Origin of the sequence: Caulobacter ginsengisoli (genome assembly GCF_030814835.1) — a bacterium.
In the GTDB taxonomy this organism is placed as follows: domain Bacteria; phylum Pseudomonadota; class Alphaproteobacteria; order Caulobacterales; family Caulobacteraceae; genus Caulobacter; species Caulobacter ginsengisoli.
In genome coordinates this window covers 85,815-102,070 of record NZ_JAUSVS010000009.1, presented here as the reverse complement: position 1 = coordinate 102,070, position 16,256 = coordinate 85,815, and the positions used below count along the sequence as shown (strand labels likewise).

The 16,256-nt window shown below is 68.0% G+C and carries 18 protein-coding genes and 1 pseudogene; 13 read left to right on the top strand and 6 right to left on the bottom strand.

Annotated features, from left to right (window positions below; all coding sequences use genetic code 11):
• Positions 1-70: 70 nt before the first annotated feature.
• Positions 71-577, bottom strand: coding sequence for a type III secretion system chaperone family protein (locus QO010_RS19175; RefSeq protein WP_307351860.1), 507 nt, complete (start codon positions 575-577; stop codon positions 71-73).
• A gap of 109 nt (positions 578-686) precedes the next feature.
• On the bottom strand, positions 687-956 hold the full coding sequence (locus tag QO010_RS19170; RefSeq protein ID WP_307351857.1) for an accessory factor UbiK family protein: 270 nt from the start codon (positions 954-956) through the stop codon (positions 687-689).
• Between the two features lie 128 nt (positions 957-1,084).
• On the opposite strand from QO010_RS19170, the pseudogene lgt reads away from it, so the two are divergent.
• The 11 genes and pseudogenes from lgt to QO010_RS19115 form a co-directional block, all read left to right on the top strand.
• Positions 1,085-1,924: pseudogene (lgt, locus tag QO010_RS19165) on the top strand (prolipoprotein diacylglyceryl transferase); the annotation flags it as partial.
• A 110-nt stretch (positions 1,925-2,034) separates the two neighbouring features.
• On the top strand, positions 2,035-3,087 hold the full coding sequence (locus QO010_RS19160) for a class I SAM-dependent methyltransferase (protein WP_307351855.1): 1,053 nt from the start codon (positions 2,035-2,037) through the stop codon (positions 3,085-3,087).
• Positions 3,087-3,857, top strand: coding sequence for a peptidoglycan editing factor PgeF (gene pgeF, locus QO010_RS19155; protein ID WP_307351854.1), 771 nt, complete (start codon positions 3,087-3,089; stop codon positions 3,855-3,857). Before QO010_RS19160 ends, pgeF begins: the two co-directional genes overlap by 1 nt.
• Before the next feature lie 120 nt (positions 3,858-3,977).
• Positions 3,978-4,913, top strand: coding sequence for a ribose-phosphate pyrophosphokinase (locus tag QO010_RS19150; protein WP_307351853.1), 936 nt, complete (start codon positions 3,978-3,980; stop codon positions 4,911-4,913).
• Between the two features lie 116 nt (positions 4,914-5,029).
• Positions 5,030-6,088: a hypothetical protein gene (locus QO010_RS19145; protein ID WP_307351851.1), complete on the top strand. Its 1,059-nt coding sequence runs from the start codon at positions 5,030-5,032 to the stop codon at positions 6,086-6,088.
• 146 nt (positions 6,089-6,234) lie between these two features.
• Positions 6,235-6,840, top strand: coding sequence for a 50S ribosomal protein L25/general stress protein Ctc (locus tag QO010_RS19140; RefSeq protein WP_307351849.1), 606 nt, complete (start codon positions 6,235-6,237; stop codon positions 6,838-6,840).
• 33 nt (positions 6,841-6,873) lie between these two features.
• Positions 6,874-7,482, top strand: a complete 609-nt coding sequence (pth, locus tag QO010_RS19135) for an aminoacyl-tRNA hydrolase (RefSeq protein WP_307351847.1) — start codon at positions 6,874-6,876, stop codon at positions 7,480-7,482.
• 30 nt (positions 7,483-7,512) lie between these two features.
• Positions 7,513-8,259 (top strand): hypothetical protein, encoded by a 747-nt coding sequence (locus tag QO010_RS19130; protein ID WP_307351845.1) that lies wholly within the window; start codon positions 7,513-7,515, stop codon positions 8,257-8,259.
• A gap of 80 nt (positions 8,260-8,339) precedes the next feature.
• The gene (gene ychF, locus QO010_RS19125; protein ID WP_307351843.1) at positions 8,340-9,434 is read left to right on the top strand and encodes a redox-regulated ATPase YchF; all 1,095 of its coding nucleotides are present in this window, start codon (positions 8,340-8,342) and stop codon (positions 9,432-9,434) included.
• 11 nt (positions 9,435-9,445) lie between these two features.
• Positions 9,446-10,126 carry a dienelactone hydrolase family protein gene (locus QO010_RS19120; RefSeq protein ID WP_307351841.1) on the top strand — a complete coding sequence of 227 codons (681 nt, stop codon included), beginning with the start codon at positions 9,446-9,448 and terminating at the stop codon, positions 10,124-10,126.
• The gene (locus tag QO010_RS19115) at positions 10,126-10,803 is read left to right on the top strand and encodes a dienelactone hydrolase family protein (protein WP_307351840.1); all 678 of its coding nucleotides are present in this window, start codon (positions 10,126-10,128) and stop codon (positions 10,801-10,803) included. The genes QO010_RS19120 and QO010_RS19115 overlap by 1 nt, the downstream gene beginning before the upstream one ends.
• A 237-nt stretch (positions 10,804-11,040) precedes the next feature.
• Here the strand turns inward: QO010_RS19115 and QO010_RS19110 are convergent, their stop codons facing one another.
• Positions 11,041-11,622 (bottom strand): DUF1579 domain-containing protein, encoded by a 582-nt coding sequence (locus QO010_RS19110; protein ID WP_307351838.1) that lies wholly within the window; start codon positions 11,620-11,622, stop codon positions 11,041-11,043.
• Positions 11,623-11,717: 95 nt separating this feature from the next.
• Between QO010_RS19110 and QO010_RS19105 the strand changes: the two genes are divergently transcribed.
• Positions 11,718-12,443, top strand: a complete 726-nt coding sequence (locus tag QO010_RS19105; protein ID WP_307351836.1) for a hypothetical protein — start codon at positions 11,718-11,720, stop codon at positions 12,441-12,443.
• A gap of 27 nt (positions 12,444-12,470) precedes the next feature.
• Here the strand turns inward: QO010_RS19105 and QO010_RS19100 are convergent, their stop codons facing one another.
• Genes QO010_RS19100 through petA form a run of 3 tightly spaced genes read right to left on the bottom strand, consistent with a single transcriptional unit; the run spans position 12,471 to position 15,131 of the window.
• Entirely contained in the window at positions 12,471-13,286 is an 816-nt protein-coding gene (locus tag QO010_RS19100; protein WP_307351834.1) for a cytochrome c1, read from the bottom strand.
• Positions 13,287-13,293: 7 nt separating this feature from the next.
• Positions 13,294-14,580 carry a cytochrome b gene (locus QO010_RS19095; protein WP_307351832.1) on the bottom strand — a complete coding sequence of 429 codons (1,287 nt, stop codon included), beginning with the start codon at positions 14,578-14,580 and terminating at the stop codon, positions 13,294-13,296.
• A 5-nt stretch (positions 14,581-14,585) separates the two neighbouring features.
• Positions 14,586-15,131: a ubiquinol-cytochrome c reductase iron-sulfur subunit gene (gene petA, locus QO010_RS19090; protein ID WP_307351831.1), complete on the bottom strand. Its 546-nt coding sequence runs from the start codon at positions 15,129-15,131 to the stop codon at positions 14,586-14,588.
• A 236-nt stretch (positions 15,132-15,367) separates the two neighbouring features.
• Here petA and hemF point away from each other — a divergent pair, with 236 nt between their 5' ends.
• Positions 15,368-16,240, top strand: coding sequence for an oxygen-dependent coproporphyrinogen oxidase (gene hemF, locus QO010_RS19085; RefSeq protein WP_307351829.1), 873 nt, complete (start codon positions 15,368-15,370; stop codon positions 16,238-16,240).
• Positions 16,241-16,256: the final 16 nt, after the last annotated feature.

Genomic DNA, 16,256 nt, shown 5'->3' with positions numbered 1-16,256 from the left:
TGGGCGCGGCAGCTCAGCAACAGGAAAAAAGCCTGGGTCCCCGCTTTCGCGGGGATGAGCGGTATTTAGATCAGGCCTGGCCGACGGTCTCGAACATGCAAGCCGCCATGGCGTCATCCGGGGTTCTGCCCTGCATCAGGAAGTCGAAGGCCGGGTAGAAGCGGTCCGCCGCCTCCATGGCCGCGTCGATCATCGAGGCCGCCGAGGCCAGGGTCGGGCGTTCGGAGCCCGGCAGGCTCAACGCATGGCGGAAAATGATCTCGCCGTCCTCGGCCCAGATCTCGAAATGGCCCAGCCAGACGCGCTGGTTGACCAGGCTGAGCAGCTCGAAGCCGGCGGCGCGCAGGGCCTTGGGCGTCTTCAGGTCCAGCGACAGGCAGAGCTGCAGGCAGTCAGCCTCGGGCCGCCAGGCGAACCACAGCTCGTGGTCCTTCCAGTCGCCGGCCAGGGTGAAGGCCAGGTCGCCGTCGTCAGTGCGGTCGAAAGCCAGGTTCTCGGCGGCCAGGACATGTTCGACGACATCCAGGGGGTCGAGCGCCACCAGGGTTTCGTCTTCTTCCGCAAAGGGCGTGTCCATGAAGGAACCTTATTTTAAAGGGGCGTCGCCGCCCGGCCCGATCCGACTGGAACAGACCCTAATCTGCTTCGTGGGCCGCGTGACAACCGCTTCTTTCGCGGCGCGAGCCCTACTCGCCCTTTTTGGCGGTTTTAACTGTGGACGCCTTCGCTTTAGGCGGGGCGCCACCCTTGAGGGCGGCCACTTCCGCCCTCAGCGCGGCGATCTCGGCTTTCAGCGCCTCGAATTCGTCGCGTCGAATCAAATCCATCTCGGCGGCGAACTTGTCGGCCTGGGCGCGGAAGGCGGTCTTGGCCTCCTCGCCGGCCGACTGCGCCAGCCCCATGGCGGCGGTGGTCAGCTTGGCGATCTCGTCGAGGAAGGGATTCTGGGTTTGCATCAAAGGCTCTTGCAGCTTGGGGCGCCCTACGCGCGCCCTGGCCCCTTCATATGGGAAACCGGGGATGAAAGCGAAGAGGATTGCGGCTACATCTCAGCGCACCCGCTTCTTCGGCATCGAGGTCACCCTTGGATTTCCCGCCCATCACCCCCTTCGTGCCGTTCCTGCACTGGACCACCCAGTGGGGTGAGATCGGTCTGCGCTGGTACGCCCTGGCCTATGTGGCCGGCATCCTGCTGGGCTGGCGCTATGTCGTTAACCTGGTGCGCCAGGACAGGCTCTGGGGCGGCCAGACCCCGGTCATCACCGTGCCGCAGATCGACGACCTGGTGCTGTGGGTGACGCTCGGCGTCATCGCCGGCGGCCGGATCGGCTACATCCTCTTCTACATGCTGGTGCAGCCCGAGCAGCGGTCGGCCCTCTTCGACAACCCGATGATGGTCTTCGAGATCTGGAAGGGCGGGATGAGTTTCCACGGCGGCCTGCTGGGCGTGGTCGTGGCGGTCATCGGCTTTGCCCTGGCCAACAAGATCGACCTCTTCAAGCTGGGCGACCTGATCGCCCCGGCCGCCCCCATTGGCCTCTTCTTCGGCCGCATCGCCAACTTCGTGAACGGCGAGCTGTGGGGCCGGGAAACCAGCCTGCCCTGGGGCATCATCTTCCCCGACGCCCCCGGCGGCGCCCCGCGCCATCCCAGCCAGATCTACGAGGCCCTGCTCGAGGGCCTGCTGCTGTTCGTCGTCCTGCGCGTTGCGACCCATCGCCAGCTCTGGTTGCAGAAGCGCGGCGCCCTGGTCGGCCTGTTCTTCACCGGCTATGGCCTCTGCCGCATCGTGCTGGAGAACACCCGCGAGCCCGACCAGGGCATGCCGGAATTCCCCTTCGGCCTGACCATGGGGATGATCCTGTCGCTGCCCATGCTGGCGTTTGGCCTGTGGATGCTGTGGAACAGCTTCCGCGCCTCGCCGCCGGCCATCCTGGCCGCCGCCGTCGAGACCGTGCCGGAACCCGAACCCGCGCCGGCCGCCCAATCGGCTTCGAAGAAGCCCGCCCGCCCACGTAAGCCCCGCACCGCCAAATGAGTCTGCTCGAGCGTCTGCGGGCCGAGATCGCCGCCGCCGGGCCGATCTCGGTCGCCGACTACATGAACCGCTGCCTGCACGACCCGCAGGACGGCTATTACGCCACCCGCCCGGCGCTGGGCGAAGGCGGCGACTTCATCACCGCCCCGCTGGTCAGCCAGATGTTCGGCGAACTGATCGGCCTGTGGGCCGTGGAGTCCTGGTCGCGCCTGGGCAAGCCCAGCCTCTTCCGCCTGGTCGAGATCGGCCCGGGCGATGGCACGCTGATGAGCGATCTGCTGCGCGCCGTCCGCCTGGCCCCCGACTTTCTCGAAGCCGCCGACCTCTGGCTGATCGAAACTTCCAAACCCCTGGCCGAACGCCAGCGCCAGACCCTCAGCGCAGCCCCGCTGACCCCGCGCTGGGCCGCCGAGCTGGACGATATCCCGCCCGGCGCGCCGATCCTGCTGGTCGCCAACGAACTGCTCGACTGCCTGCCGGCCCGCCAGTTCCTGCACACCCCCGGCGGCTGGATCGAGCGGCTGGTGGGCCTGGGCCCCGACGGCGGCCTGGCCTTTGGCCTCGCCCCCAGCCAGACCCCGGTGCTGCCCAACGCCCCGGTGCTCGAGGTCTCGCCGGCCCAGGAAGCCTTCGGCCAGCGGCTGGCCGAACGGATCGTCGCCGACGGCGGCGCGGCCCTGCTGATCGACTATGGCCGCCCCGAGCCCGGCTTCGGCGACACCCTGCAGGCCCTCAAGGGCCACCAGAAGCTCGACCCCCTGGCCGCGCCGGGCGAGTCGGACCTGACCGTCTATGCCGACTTCCCGACCGTGCTGGCCGCCGCCGAGAAGGCCGGCGCGGAAACCACCAACGCCATCCCCCAGGGCCTCTTCCTCGGCCGGCTGGGCATCCAGCACCGGGCCGAGGCGCTGAAAGCCGCCCGCCCCGACCGCGCCGAGGTCATCGACCGCCAACTGGCCCGCCTGGCCGCCCCCGACCAGATGGGCGAGCTGTTCCGCGCCGCCTGCATCCACCAGTCGGGGTTCTTCCCGCCGGGGTTCGAGGACTGATGGTCCCCGTCATCCAGTCACCGCTGCTGGCCGGGCTGAAGGGCGTGCGCCACGCCTTCTTCACCCGCCAGGGCGGCGTCTCGAGCGGCCTCTATGACAGCCTCAATGTCGGCATCGGCTCCAGCGACGCCCCCGCCGACGTCACCGAGAATCGCAAGCGCATCGGCGACTGGTTCGGCGTCACCCCCGACGCGCTGAACACCTGCTACCAGATCCACTCGGCCAAGGCGCACGTCGTCGAGGCCCCCTGGGGCGCCTACCGCCCGCAAGGCGATGCCCTGGCCACCGACCAGCCCTCGATCGCGCTGGGCGTGCTGACCGCCGACTGCGCCCCGGTCCTGCTGGCCGATGCGCAGGGCCATGTGGTCGCCTCGGCCCACGCCGGCTGGCAGGGCGCCCTCACCGGCATCGTCGAGGCGGCCGTGGCGGCCATGGAGCGCATCGGCGCCCAGCGCGAGCGCATCGTCGCCGCCATCGGCCCCTGCATCGGCCCGAAGAGCTACGAGGTCGGGCTGGAGTTCTTCGAACGCTTCGAGGCCGAACGCCCCGGCTCGGCCCGCTTCTTCAGCCCCGGCGCCGTCGCCGACAAGCGGATGTTCGACCTGCCGGGCTTCGTGTTGGAACGCCTGGCCGAGGCCGGCGTGCGCCAGGCCGAATGGACCGGCCATGACACCTGCGCCGATGAGGCCCTGTTCTTCTCCAACCGCCGCGCCTTCCGGGCCGGCGAGCCGGACTTCGGGCGGATGATGAGCGGGATCATGCTGGGCTAGGGCCTGCCGCCGAACTCCCCAGTTCCCGGACTAAGACCAGCGTTCGCGATTCCCGCCTTGCCCCTGCGCCTCGCCCCTCCTAGAAGCCGCGCAACACCCACCGCCCAGTGAGTCCCGTCGATGAAGCTGCTGTCCGGCAACTCCAACCGAACCCTGGCGGGCGCCATAGCCGACTACCTGGACCTGCCGCTGACCAAGGCCCAGGTCCGCCGGTTCGCCGACAACGAGGTGTTCGTCATCGTCGACGAGAATGTGCGGGGCGAGGATGTCTTCGTCATCCAGTCGACCAGCTACCCGGCCAACGACAACCTGATGGAACTGTTGATCTGCATCGATGCGCTCAAACGCGCCTCGGCCAAGCGGATCACCGCCGTCATCCCCTATTTCGGCTACGCCCGGCAGGACCGGAAGACCGGCGGCCGCACGCCCATCTCCGCCAAGCTGGTCGCCAATCTGATCACCCGCTCGGGGGCCGACCGGGTGCTGACCATGGACCTGCATGCGGGCCAGATTCAGGGATTCTTCGACATCCCCACCGACAACCTGCTGCCGGTGCCGCGCATCGCCGACGACATTCGCCAGAACTATCAGAAGCCGGGCGAGCTGATGATCGTCTCGCCCGACGTCGGCGGGGTGGTGCGGGCCCGGGCCCTGGCCAACCGGCTGGGGGCCGACCTGGCCATTGTCGACAAGCGCCGCTCGGGCCCCGGCAAGAGCGAGGTGATGAATATCATCGGCGACGTGCAGGGCCGCCGCTGCATCCTGTTCGACGACATCGTCGATAGCGCCGGCACCCTGTGCAACGCCGCCAAGGCGCTGAGCGAGCACGGGGCGACGGAGGTCTCGGCCTATGTCAGCCACGGGGTGCTGTCGGCCCCGGCCACCGAGCGGGTCGCCGCCTCGGTGCTGCGCGAGCTGGTGGTCACCGACTCCATCGAGGCTCCCGACCTGGTCAAGGGCTGCGAGAAGATCCGGGTGATGAGCTGCGCGGCCCTGATCGGCGAGGCCATCCGCCGCATCGCCAACGAAGAATCCGTCTCCAAGTTGTTCGATTAACCTCAATCTTCGCCCGTTCGGGGAAGGTAAGGGACCCGTTAAGCGCCTCTGTCACATTGTCGCCCGCAGACCGAGACTATTGACGTCAAAGAGTCCGACGGGGAAAGCTTTCTCTCATGAACCTGTTCAAACCCGCGCGCCTGGCGCCGGTCGCCCTGGCGATTGCCATGGCCGCCCTCGCCGCCTGTTCCACCGACACCCCGCCGCCGCCGCCACCGCCGGTCGCTGTCATCCCGCCGCCGCCCCCGCCGGTCACCCTGTCCAGCCGGGTCATCGAGCAGGCCAGCGCCTGGCACAGCTATATGCTGCGGGCCGCCTCCATCTCGCCGGCCTTCCCTGACGGCCCCTCGATCGCCCAGTCGCTTCGGGTCGGGGAATCCTATGAACCCAAGCAGTTCCTGGGCGGCGCCGTCGCCTATGGCACGGTGGTGGCGCTGCAGGACCCGACCTTTGTGGCCGGAGTGCGCAAGTTCGTCGGCGATCCGACCCAGCGCAACGCCATGGTCGAGCAGATCATCGCCGACCCCAACTATGTCCGCACCCTGGACGGGGCCGACAGCGCCGCCAACCAGGTCGTCGCCGCCATCGGCGATGCGGGCCTGAAGGTCTATCAGAACGGCAAGGCGGTGAAGCAGGCCGCCTACACGGTCCAGTACCAGAAGTGGTCCAAGGAAACGATTCCCGACCGTGACGGCCGCCTGGCCCTGGCCAAGAGCCTGTCGACCCAGCCCCTGCAGGGCGACATGGCCGAGATCGCCACCCTGACCCAGGCCAGCCTGGGCCAGGCCTCGCTGGGCCTCACCCCCCAGACCCCGGCCAATCCGTGGACGCCGGTGGTGACCCGTTCGGTGGCCCTGGCGGCGCTCGCTGCCTTGGGCGCGGCGGGCGATGAGAACATGCCGCGCCTGCAAACCCTGCTGGAGGACCCCAACACCGGCTACTGCCTGAGCATGGCCAAGCTGAACCTCTACCAGTGCCTGGCGGTGGCCAAGCCGCACTATGAGGACGTCTTCTGCCTGGGCCAGCACGTCCTGATGGACACCGGCCAGTGCATGATCAAGACCGCCGGCGCCGCCATGCCGGTCGAGCCGATCTACCTCCCGCCGGCCAAGCCGGTCCCGGTGGCCAAGACCTCGATCCAGGACAAGCCCCGGCCCAAGCCTAAAAAGAAATAGCCGCCCCGCAGCGGCCCGGCGCACAGACTGTTGCGCCGGGCCCGTTGCACTCCTGGGGGAAAGCGTGTAATCGGCTGCACCCTGAATTCACCGACCGTCGCCGCGCGGAGACTCTCGCGCGGCGTATTCGTTTTGAGAGCATGGCCATGGCCGATATCGTCCTGAACGTCGAAGTCCGCAGCAACACCGGCACCGGCGGCGCCCGCGCCGCCCGCCGCGCCAACATGGTGCCCGGCATCCTGTATGGCGGCTCGCTCGACCCCGTCGCCATCGCCGTCAAGGAAAACGAGTTCCGCAAGGCGCTCTACACCGGCAAGCTGCTGGGCCACCTGGTGACCCTGAAGTATGGCGACGAAAGCCAGCCGGTCATCGCCAAGGACGTGCAGTTCCACCCGGTCACCGACGTGCCGATGCACTTCGACCTGTATCGCGTCGACGCCAACGCCTCGGTCCGTATCTCCATCGCGGTTCACTTCAAGAACCAGGAAACCTGCCCGGGCCTGAAGGCCGGCGGTTCGCTGGAAGTCGTGCGGCACGACGTCGAGGTCAACGCCCCGGCCAACGCCATTCCGGAAGAGCTGGTCGTCGACCTGGCCGAGAAGGTCCTGGGCGACACCATCCGCGCCGCCGACCTGCAGCTGCCCAAGGGCGTCACCCTGACCATGGATCGCGACTTCGTGGTCGCCACCCTGAAGGTGTCGTCGGCCGGCATGTCCGACATCGCCGCCGAAGGCGAAGCCGAAGCCGAGTAGGCCCGGGAGGGCCTTATCTCTAAGGTCCGATCGATGCTGATCCTGGCCGGCCTGGGCAATCCGGGTCCCAAATACGCGAAGAACCGCCACAACGTCGGCTTCATGGCCGTCGACGAGATCGCGCGCCGCTGGAACTTCGGGCCCTGGAAGGGGCGGTTCCAGAGCTTCGCGGCCGAGGGCGCCATCGGCGACATCAAGGCCATCCTGCTCAAGCCCCAGACCTACTACAACGACAGCGGCCTGGCGGTCGGGGCGGCCATGCGGTTCTTCAAGGCTACGCCCGCCGACGTCATCCTCTTCTATGACGAGATCGACCTGGCCCCCGGCCGTTTCCGGATGAAGACCGGCGGCGGGGCGGCCGGCAACAACGGCGTGCGCTCGACCGTCGCCCATATCGGCCCCGACTTCCGCCGCGGCCGCATCGGCACCGGCCATCCCGGCGACAAGGCCCTGGTCATGAGCCATGTGCTCAGCGACTTCCACAAGGCCGACAAGGTCTGGCTGGACCCGATGCTGGAGACCATCGCCGACTGCCTGCCCTTCGCCGCCGCCGGCGACGACGAGCGCTTCCAGGCCGAGGTCCTGCGCCTGGCCCCGGCCGTCAAGGCCGATCCGCGCAAGCTGGCCCGCGAGAACGATTGACGCCATGAACATCCAGGGCAGACTGCGCGCATGATCCCCGGTTTCGGCCTCGTCCTGCTGTTCTCCATCGCCATGTGCGTGCACGTGGTGCGCACCCATCAGCAGATGTACTGGCTGTTCATCATCCTGGTGGCCGCGCCGCCGATCGGCGGCATCGTCTATTTCGTCGCCATCGTGCTGCCCGAGCTGATGGGCGGCTCGACGGCGCGGCGCCTGGGCCAGGCGGCCCGCGACAGGCTCGATCCCGACCGCGAATACCGCCAGGCCCGGGCCATGGTCGACGACAGCCCCACCGTCGGCAACCGCATGCGCCTGGCCGCCGCGGCCGCCTCGCTGGGCCGGCACGCCGAGGCCGAGGAAATGTACCGCGAGGCGGCCCAGGGCATCCACGCGGAGGACCCCTCGCTGCTGCTCGGCCGCGCCAAGGCCCTGCTCGAATTGAACCGCGCCGAGGAAGCCCTGCCCGTGCTGGAAAAGCTGGGCGGACTGGGCGAGGCCGGCCGCACCCCGCAGGCCGCCCTGGCCATGGGCCGCGCCTACCAGGCGCTGGGCCGCAACGCCGAGGCCGACACCGCCCTGCAATGGGCCGCCGGCCGCCTGCCCGGTCTGGAGGGCATCGCCCGCTACGCCGTCTTCCTGGCCCAGACCGGCCGCAAGGCCGAGGCGCAAGAGGCCCTGGTCGAGATCGACAAGCGCTGCGCCAAGGCCACCGCCCATTTCCGCAAGGAGGCGCGGGCCTGGCGGGATTTCGCCGTGGCGGGGATGGCTGGAGCCTGACAGCGGGCAATCGGTTTCGCCAACAGGCCTAGTCGTGCTAGGTCGCGCCGTTCCGCATTTCTGATCTCCCGAAAGACCTTATGGCCCTGAAAGTCGCGATCGTCGGCCTGCCCAACGTGGGCAAGTCGACCCTGTTCAACGCCCTGACCCAGACGGCCGCCGCCCAGGCCGCCAACTATCCGTTCTGCACCATCGAGCCCAATGTCGGCGACGTGGCCGTGCCCGAGCCGCGCCTGGACGCCCTGGCCAGGATCGCCGGGTCCAAGGAGATCATCCCGGCCCGCATCAACTTCGTCGACGTCGCCGGCCTGGTGCGCGGCGCCTCCAAGGGCGAGGGCCTGGGCAACCAGTTCCTGGCCAATATCCGCGACTGCGACGCGGTGGCCTTCGTCTCCCGCTGTTTCGAGGACGACGACATCACCCATGTCGAGGGCCGGATCGACCCGCTCTCGGACCTCGACATCATCGAGACCGAGCTGATGCTGGCCGATCTCGAAAGCCTGGAAAAGCGCGTCCCCAACCTCGAAAAACGCGCCCGCCAGGACAAGGAGAGCGCCAACACCCTGCGCCTCTGCAACCTGGCCCTGGAGCAGCTGAACGCCGGCCGCCCGGCCCGCATGGCCAAGATCTCCGACGACGACGAGAAGGCCTGGCACATGCTCCAGCTGCTGACCTCGCTGCCGGCCCTCTATGTCTGCAATGTCGACGAAGCCAGCGCCGACAAGGGCAACAAATTCTCCGACCTGGTGGCCGAACGCGCGGCCAAGGACGGCGCCAAGGCGGTGATCATCTCGGCCCAGATCGAGAGCGAGGTGGCCATGCTGGCCCCTGACGAGCGCGAGGAGTTCCTGGCCGCCCTGGGCCTGGAAGAGCCCGGCCTCAACCGCCTGATCCACGAGGCCTACAAGCTGCTGGGCCTGCAGACCTATTTCACCGTCGGGCCCAAGGAAGCCCGCGCCTGGACCATCCATGTCGGCGACACCGCCCCGCAGTCGGCCGGCGTCATCCACACCGACTTCGAGAAGGGCTTCATCCGCGCCGAGACCATCGCCTACGACGACTTCGTGCGGCTGAACGGTGAGGCCGGCGCCAAGGAGGCGGGCAAGATGCGCTCCGAGGGCAAGGAATACGTCGTCAAGGACGGCGACGTCATGCACTTCCGCTTCAACGTCTAGGGACACCTGAGATGGCCGAGTTGATCCAGCTGACCGCCGCCCATGACGGCTTCGCGTTCGACGCCCTGCACGCCCAGCCAGCCGGCCGGCGGCGCGGCGGTGTCATCGTCATCCAGGAGATTTTCGGCCTCGACCAATATGTCCGCGCCGACGTCGAGCGCTGGGCGGGGCTGGGGTTCGAGGTGCTGGCGCCGTCGATGTACGACCGCCAGGAGCGCGGCTTCACCGCAGAGCACAGCGACGAGGGTGTCCAGGCGGCGGTGAAATACGCCATGGCCAACGGCCCCGACAACGCCATGGGCGACATCCAGGCCTGTATCGACCATCTCAAGCCCAGCGGGCCGGTGTTCATCGTCGGCTACTGCTACGGCGGCACCATGGTCTGGCTGGCGGCGTCGCGCTGTAAGGGCCTCTCAGCGGGGTCCAGCTATTACGGCGGCCAGGTGGCCGGGATGGCTGGCCTGCCCCTCTCCTGCCCCGTGGAGCTCCATCTGGGCCGCAAGGACGGCCATATCCCCGCCGACGAGGTGAAGGCCAAGGTCCAGGCCGCCCATCCGGAGGTCCAGGTCTTCATCTATGAGAACAGCGGCCACGGCTTCAACAACGATGGCCGGCCCGATTCCGACTTGGACGATGCGAAACTGGCCCGCCAGCGGACGCTGAAACTGTTCGAGGCGAACGGCGCGGGCTGATGGCCCGGATCAGCCTCACCGGCCGGTTCGACGACGCCGTCATCGGCGCCTGGCATGAACCGGTCCAGGACGCCCGCCGCGGCGGCCTGGTGCTGTGCCAGGAGATCTTCGGGGTCACCGACCATATCCGCGAACTGGCCGCCGGCTTTGCCGCCGACGGCTACGAGGTGATCGCCCCCAGCTTCTACGACCGGCTCGAGCCGGGGTTCGAGTGCGACTACAGCCAGGCCTCCGTCGCCAAGGGGGTGGAGTATTCCCAGGCCACGCCCTGGGACCAGGTCGCCGGTGACCTGCAGACGGCCGTAGACGCCCTGCAAGGACCCGTCTTCGTTGTCGGCTACTGCTGGGGTGGAACCGCCGCCTGGCTGGCCGCCTGCCTCTGTAGCGGCGTTACGGCCGCCTCCTGCTACTATGGCCGGCGGATCAGCGAGATGCAGGCCCTGGTCCCGCGCTGCCCGACCATCCTGCACTACGGCAAGACCGACGCCTCGATCCCGATGGAGACGGTCGACGCGCTGGCTGAGCTGCATCCGGACCTGGCCATCTACCGCTACGACGCCGGCCACGGCTTCAATTCCGACCGCCGCAAGGACTATGACGCCGACAGCGCCAGGCTGGCCCGGCTAAGGACGCTGGCCCTGTTCCACCGCGCTGGCGGGGCTAAAGGGGAGGTCTAGCCCCAAGCTCCGCCCACGTAGGGGGCGGACGGCCCGCCCGAGGCGCGCCGCGAGCGCGCCCGTGGCCGGCCAGGTGGGGGTGTTTGGCCAAGGGCGGCGACCGGCGACGGTCTGCGCAGGGGCGCTTGGCATCACCCCCTAGCCCAACCTGAACGGGTGCGCTCCTGCCCGAAGACCCCCACCGGACCGCGCTCTGGCGCGGTCGTCCTCCCCCTACGGGGGAGGAGTTTGAGCGTCCTACTGCTTCGGCACGGCGCCAGCCGCTGGCCAGTCGGTATCGCCGACGCGGCGCAGGTCCATCTCGAACACCTTCACCCCCGGCTGGTCGCCGACGATCCGTTCACCGGTCTCGACCCACAGGCCGTCCTTGAACACCGCCGTGTAGCGGACGATGGCGCCGGGGCCGGCGGGGACTTCCCAGACGTAGCCGTCGGCGGTGACCTTCAGCGGGAACTCGCCGCAATAGCTCATGGCGCAACTGCGCAGGGTGTAGCTCTTGCTGCCCGGCTCATAGGCGATGAAGCCGAAGGCGTTGAAACTCACCGTGCCGTCGGCGTTGTAGCCGCGCCCCTCGAGAAACTTGATCGACCCGTCCAGGAAGGGGCCGATCCGTTCGGTCTGGGTCCCCTCATGCTTCTGGCCGTTGGGCAGGATGTTCCAGGATGGGCCGCGCCAGACGCCGTTCATCCAGGCGAGCGGCTGCATGGCTTCCTTCTCGGCCTTCAGGCGCGAGGGCGGGTCATAGGGTTGGGCCTGGGCCGAGAGCGCCGTCATCAGGCCGGTGGACAGGATCAGGGCAAGCAGGGTGCGCGAGCGCATGGCGAAAACCTCCAGGGTTGATGGAGTTACTTTGCATTACAAAGTTCTTGGCGTCAAGGCGTTCCGCAACGGGTCCCTTCGGCGTAAAGTGGGCCATGGCGATTCCGCCCGCCCAACCCTGCTGGTTCGAGAATGGCGCCGTCGTCGTGCCGGCCGTCGTGGCGGGCGTGGCCGGCGATTATCTGATCGACCCTTCCGCCCCGGTGACTCTGCTGCACGACACCCGCGCCCAGGGGGCCGGCTTCGAGGCGACCAGCCTGACCGCCCAGGTCCGCCTGGCCGGCCGCACGCTGGAGGCCCTGCCGGTGCAGGTGGTCGATCTCGACGCCCGCTCGGCGGGATTCTTTACCCCCATCGCCGGGGTGATCGGGGCCGATGTGCTGGGCCGCTATGTGGTTGACCTGGATTTCTCGCCCTGCCGCATCCGGCTCAGCCTGCCCGGCCAGGCGCCGCGCTTCACGGCCGCCTTCGCCCTGCCGCTCAGCCTCACCGACGGCGCCCTGACCCTGCCCGCCGCCGTCACCGATGGCCGGCGCGTGCGGGTCGGACGTTTTGCCCTGGACCTCAGCGCCGGCGCGGCCCTGCGGCTGTCTCAGGCGGGGCCGGCGCTGCCGACCAAGATCGACCTCGCCGCCCGCAATGTCGGCAAGGGCCGCATCCGCGCCCTCTCCTTCGCCGACCGGCTGGTCGAGCAGCCCAGCGTCAGCCTGGCCCCCGACCTCGACCCCGCCCTGGCCGGCGCCATCGGCAACGGCGTCTGGTCGCGATACCGGCTGCGCATAGACTTGGGCCGGGCGAAGCTTTCGCTTGCCCGGCCCTGAAAGGCTCAGATTGGAGGCGTGAGACCCTTAGTGGGACTCGTTCTTCCAGACCTGGCGGTAGGCCAGATAGAGCAGGCCCGAGAACAGCAGCAGGTAGATCAGCACGGCGATGCCGGTGTTCTTGCGGTCGTCGGCGTGCGGATCGGCGGCCCACATCAGGAAGGCCGAGACGTCCATGGCTTCCTGCTCGAGGCTCGAGGGCGTGCCGTCGTCATAGGTCACCTGGCCGGCCTTGAGCGGCGGCGGCATGGCGATCACGCCGCCGGCCATATACTTGTTGTAGTGCTGGCCCGGGTTCAGCGTCACGCCGGCCGGCGGGTTCTCATAGCCCATCAGGATCGAGAAGATATAGCGCCCCTGACCCTCGCGGGCCCGCGCCAGCAGCGACATGTCCGGCGGGTTAGCCCCACCGTTGCTGGCCTTGGCGGCATAGTCGTTGGCGAACGGCGAGGGGAAGCGGTCGGCCGGAATGCCCGGACGCTTGGTGGTGTCGCCGGTGTCGGTGTCGATGTCGTCGACCTGATAGTCGGCGGCGATCGCCTTCACGACGGGGTTGTCGTTGGGGTTCTTGTATTTCGGGTTCCAGAACGGACCGCCCGGGTCGCCAAGGTTCCGGAACGAGACCAGCTTCATCGAGTGGCACGACGAGCAGACCTCGCGATAGACCTTGTAGCCGCGTTGCAGCTGGGCCTGGTTCTCGGCCTTGCCATAGCGGCCGAAGGGGCCCTCGAAGTCCCAGTGGACGTTCGCGGGCTCTTCCGCAGTGTTGGCCAGGGCCGGAGCCGCGGCGGCGCCGAGCAACAGGCCGAGCGTCGCCGCCAGAAGGGTGATCTTGCGCAGCATGTTCGGCTCAGCCCTTCTTTTCGGCGTTGGCGACCACCGGCGAGGCGATGGTTTCCGGGACCGGCAGGGGGGTCTCGGTCAGGCCCAGCATCGGCGTGATCACCAGGAAATACAGGAAGTAGTAGAAGGTCCCGATCCGCGACAGCCAGACCCAGCTGTTGGCGTTGGCGTCCAGCAGCATGAAGCCGGCGAGGCCCGGGATGACCTGGTCGTCAGGCTTGTTGGCGCCGCAGAAGCCCAAGATGATGCACACCACCATGAAGATGACGAAGCAGATCTTGGCCGTCGGGCGGTAGCGCATCGAGCGCACCTTGGAGGTGTCCAGCCAGGGCAGGGCGAACAGGCAGCCGATGGCGCCGAACATCGCCAGCGCCCCCATCAGCTTGTCCGGAATGGCCCGCAGGATCGCGTAGAAGGGCAGGAAATACCATTCCGGCACGATGTGCGGCGGGGTCTGCAGCGGGTTGGCGGGGATGTTGTTGTCCGCATGGCCCATGGCGTCGGGCAGGAAGAAGACGAACACCGCGAAGACGATCAGGAACAGGCTCATCGCGAACGCGTCCTTGGCGGTCGCGTAGGGCGTGAAGGGCAGGGTGTCGGCCTTGGACTTGGGATCGACCCCGGTCGGGTTGTTCTGGCCGACCACGTGCAGGGCCCAGATATGCAGCACCACCACGCCGGCGATGACGAAGGGCAGCAGGTAGTGCAGCGAGAAGAAGCGGTTCAGGGTCGGATCGTCGACGCCATAGCCGCCCCACAGCCAGGTGGTGATCGACTGGCCCACCCCCGGGAACACGCCCAGCAGGTTGGTGATCACCTTGGCGCCCCAGAAGCTCATCTGACCCCAGGGCAGGACGTAGCCCATGAAGGCGGTGGCCATCATGATCCCGTAGATCAGGCAGCCCAGCAGCCAGAGCACTTCGCGCGGCGGCTTGAACGAGCCGTAGTAGAGGCCGCGCAGCATGTGGATGTAGACCGCGATGAAGAACATCGAGGCCCCGGTGGCGTGGATGTTGCGGATCAGCCAGCCGTGGCGCACGTCGCGCATGATGTGCTCGACCGAGTTGAAGGCGGTCGCGCCCCCGACCTGGTAGTGCATGGCCAGCACGATGCCGGTGAGAATCTGGATGCCCAGACACAGCGTCAGGATGCCGCCGAAGGTCCACCAGTAGTTCAGGTTCCGCGGCGTCGGGTAATCGACGAAGCTGTCCCAGACCAGGCGCGTGACCGGCAGGCGGGCGTCAAGCCACTTGGAGAAGGCGTTCTTGGGTTCGTAGGTCGAGTGTCCGCTCATTGCGCTTAGCCGATCTTGACCTTGGTGTCGGAAAGGAAGCTGTACTCTGGCACGGCCAGGTTCAGCGGCGCGGGGCCCTTACGGATGCGGCCCGAGGTGTCGTAGACCGAGCCGTGGCAGGGGCAGAACCAGCCGCCATACTCGCCGCCGCCGACCGTGGGCACGCAGCCCAGGTGCGTGCAGCTGCCCAGCAGGATCAGCCACTGGGCCTTGCCCGGCTTGTGGCGGGCCTCGTCCTTCTGCGGATCCTTCATCGCCGCATTGTCGTCCTTGATCGCCGCGGCGATCTGTTCGGGCGTGCGGTTGCGGATGAACAGCGGTTGCTTGCGCCACAGGATGACCACCTGCTGGCCCGGCTCGACCTTGGTCAGGTCGTATTCCACCGAAGCCAGGGCCAGGGTGTCGGCCGAGGGGTTCATCTGGTCGACGAACGGCCAGACGGTGGCGACGGCGCCGCCGGCGGCCGCCGCGATGGCGGCGATGTAGATAAAATCGCGCCGGGACGGATCGTCCTGCACGGGAGCGTGTGTCTCTTGGGCGGTGTCGGCCACCTGGTGATACCCTTCGAACGGCGCCGCGTTTTTTGAAGAACGCGGCCGGCAATGGTCGCGGGCGCGGCCTGGGCCAGTCCGGTTCAAATCGCACATGCGCGATTCGACCGCCACCCCAGCAAGGTCCCGTGGCGGTTCGCTTAGAATGCGCGGGGGGGATTTTCAACCAGCCAATCGGCAATTCCGACGCTTATGACGTTTTCCGTGGCCCCAAGACGGGTTAACCCACAACCGCCATGACCCAAGACGCCCTTCTTGAAACCCGCAAGGCCGCCGCCCAGGCCTGGTTCGAAACCCTCCGTGATCGCCTGATCGCCGCCTTCGAGGCCCTGGAGGATGAGGCCCCCGATGGGCTGTATCCGGGCGCTCCGGGCCGATTTGAGCGCAAGCCGTGGATTCGCGAAGCCGGCGGCGGCGGCGTGATGTCGATGATGCATGGGCGACTGTTCGAAAAGGTCGGGGTCCATACCTCGCTGGTGCATGGAACCTTCACCCCGGAAATGGCCAAGACCATGCCGGGCGCCGACCAGGACCCGCGCTTCTTCGCCACCGGGGTCAGCCTGATCGCCCACATGGCCAGCCCGCGCGTGCCGGCGGTTCATATGAACACCCGCTTCATCTGCACCACCAAGGCCTGGTTCGGCGGCGGCGCCGACCTGACCCCCCTGCTCGGCTATCAGCGCGACCAGGCCTTCCCGGACGCCGTCGACTTCCACGCCGCGATGAAGACCGCCTGCGACGCCCACGATCCGGCCTGGCATGCCAAATACAAGGCCTGGTGCGACGAGTATTTCTTCCTGCCCCACCGCAATGAACCGCGCGGCATCGGCGGCATCTTCTACGACCACCACGACAGCGGCGACTACGACCGCGACTTCGCCTTCACCCAGGATGTCGGCAAGGCCTTCCTGGACATCTATCCGGCGATCGTGCGTCGTCGGATGCACGAGGCCTGGACGGCGGAGGAGCGCGAAGAGCAGCTGGTCCGGCGCGGGCGCTATGTCGAGTTCAACCTGCTCTACGACCGCGGCACCACCTTCGGCCTGAAGACCGGCGGCAATGTCGAATCGATCCTCAGCTCCATGCCCCCGGCGGTGAAGTGGCCCTGAACGGCTGACCTGGGTC

Bases quoted from the DNA above. Each gene is read 5' to 3' on its own strand.
- QO010_RS19100 (WP_307351834.1), bottom strand. From the start codon at position 13,286: ATGCTGCGCAAGATCACCCTTCTGGCGGCGACGCTCGGCCTGTTGCTC.
- QO010_RS19120 (WP_307351841.1), top strand. From the start codon at position 9,446: ATGGCCGAGTTGATCCAGCTGACCGCCGCCCATGACGGCTTCGCGTTC.
- QO010_RS19160 (WP_307351855.1), top strand. From the start codon at position 2,035: ATGAGTCTGCTCGAGCGTCTGCGGGCCGAGATCGCCGCCGCCGGGCCG.
- QO010_RS19145 (WP_307351851.1), top strand. From the start codon at position 5,030: ATGAACCTGTTCAAACCCGCGCGCCTGGCGCCGGTCGCCCTGGCGATT.
- QO010_RS19105 (WP_307351836.1), top strand. From the start codon at position 11,718: ATGGCGATTCCGCCCGCCCAACCCTGCTGGTTCGAGAATGGCGCCGTC.
- QO010_RS19115 (WP_307351840.1), top strand. From the start codon at position 10,126: ATGGCCCGGATCAGCCTCACCGGCCGGTTCGACGACGCCGTCATCGGC.
- pgeF (WP_307351854.1), top strand. From the start codon at position 3,087: ATGGTCCCCGTCATCCAGTCACCGCTGCTGGCCGGGCTGAAGGGCGTG.
- QO010_RS19170 (WP_307351857.1), bottom strand. From the start codon at position 956: ATGCAAACCCAGAATCCCTTCCTCGACGAGATCGCCAAGCTGACCACC.
- QO010_RS19110 (WP_307351838.1), bottom strand. From the start codon at position 11,622: ATGCGCTCGCGCACCCTGCTTGCCCTGATCCTGTCCACCGGCCTGATG.
- QO010_RS19150 (WP_307351853.1), top strand. From the start codon at position 3,978: ATGAAGCTGCTGTCCGGCAACTCCAACCGAACCCTGGCGGGCGCCATA.
- QO010_RS19095 (WP_307351832.1), bottom strand. From the start codon at position 14,580: ATGAGCGGACACTCGACCTACGAACCCAAGAACGCCTTCTCCAAGTGG.
- pth (WP_307351847.1), top strand. From the start codon at position 6,874: ATGCTGATCCTGGCCGGCCTGGGCAATCCGGGTCCCAAATACGCGAAG.
- QO010_RS19175 (WP_307351860.1), bottom strand. From the start codon at position 577: ATGGACACGCCCTTTGCGGAAGAAGACGAAACCCTGGTGGCGCTCGAC.
- ychF (WP_307351843.1), top strand. From the start codon at position 8,340: ATGGCCCTGAAAGTCGCGATCGTCGGCCTGCCCAACGTGGGCAAGTCG.
- QO010_RS19130 (WP_307351845.1), top strand. From the start codon at position 7,513: ATGATCCCCGGTTTCGGCCTCGTCCTGCTGTTCTCCATCGCCATGTGC.
- QO010_RS19140 (WP_307351849.1), top strand. From the start codon at position 6,235: ATGGCCGATATCGTCCTGAACGTCGAAGTCCGCAGCAACACCGGCACC.
- hemF (WP_307351829.1), top strand. From the start codon at position 15,368: ATGACCCAAGACGCCCTTCTTGAAACCCGCAAGGCCGCCGCCCAGGCC.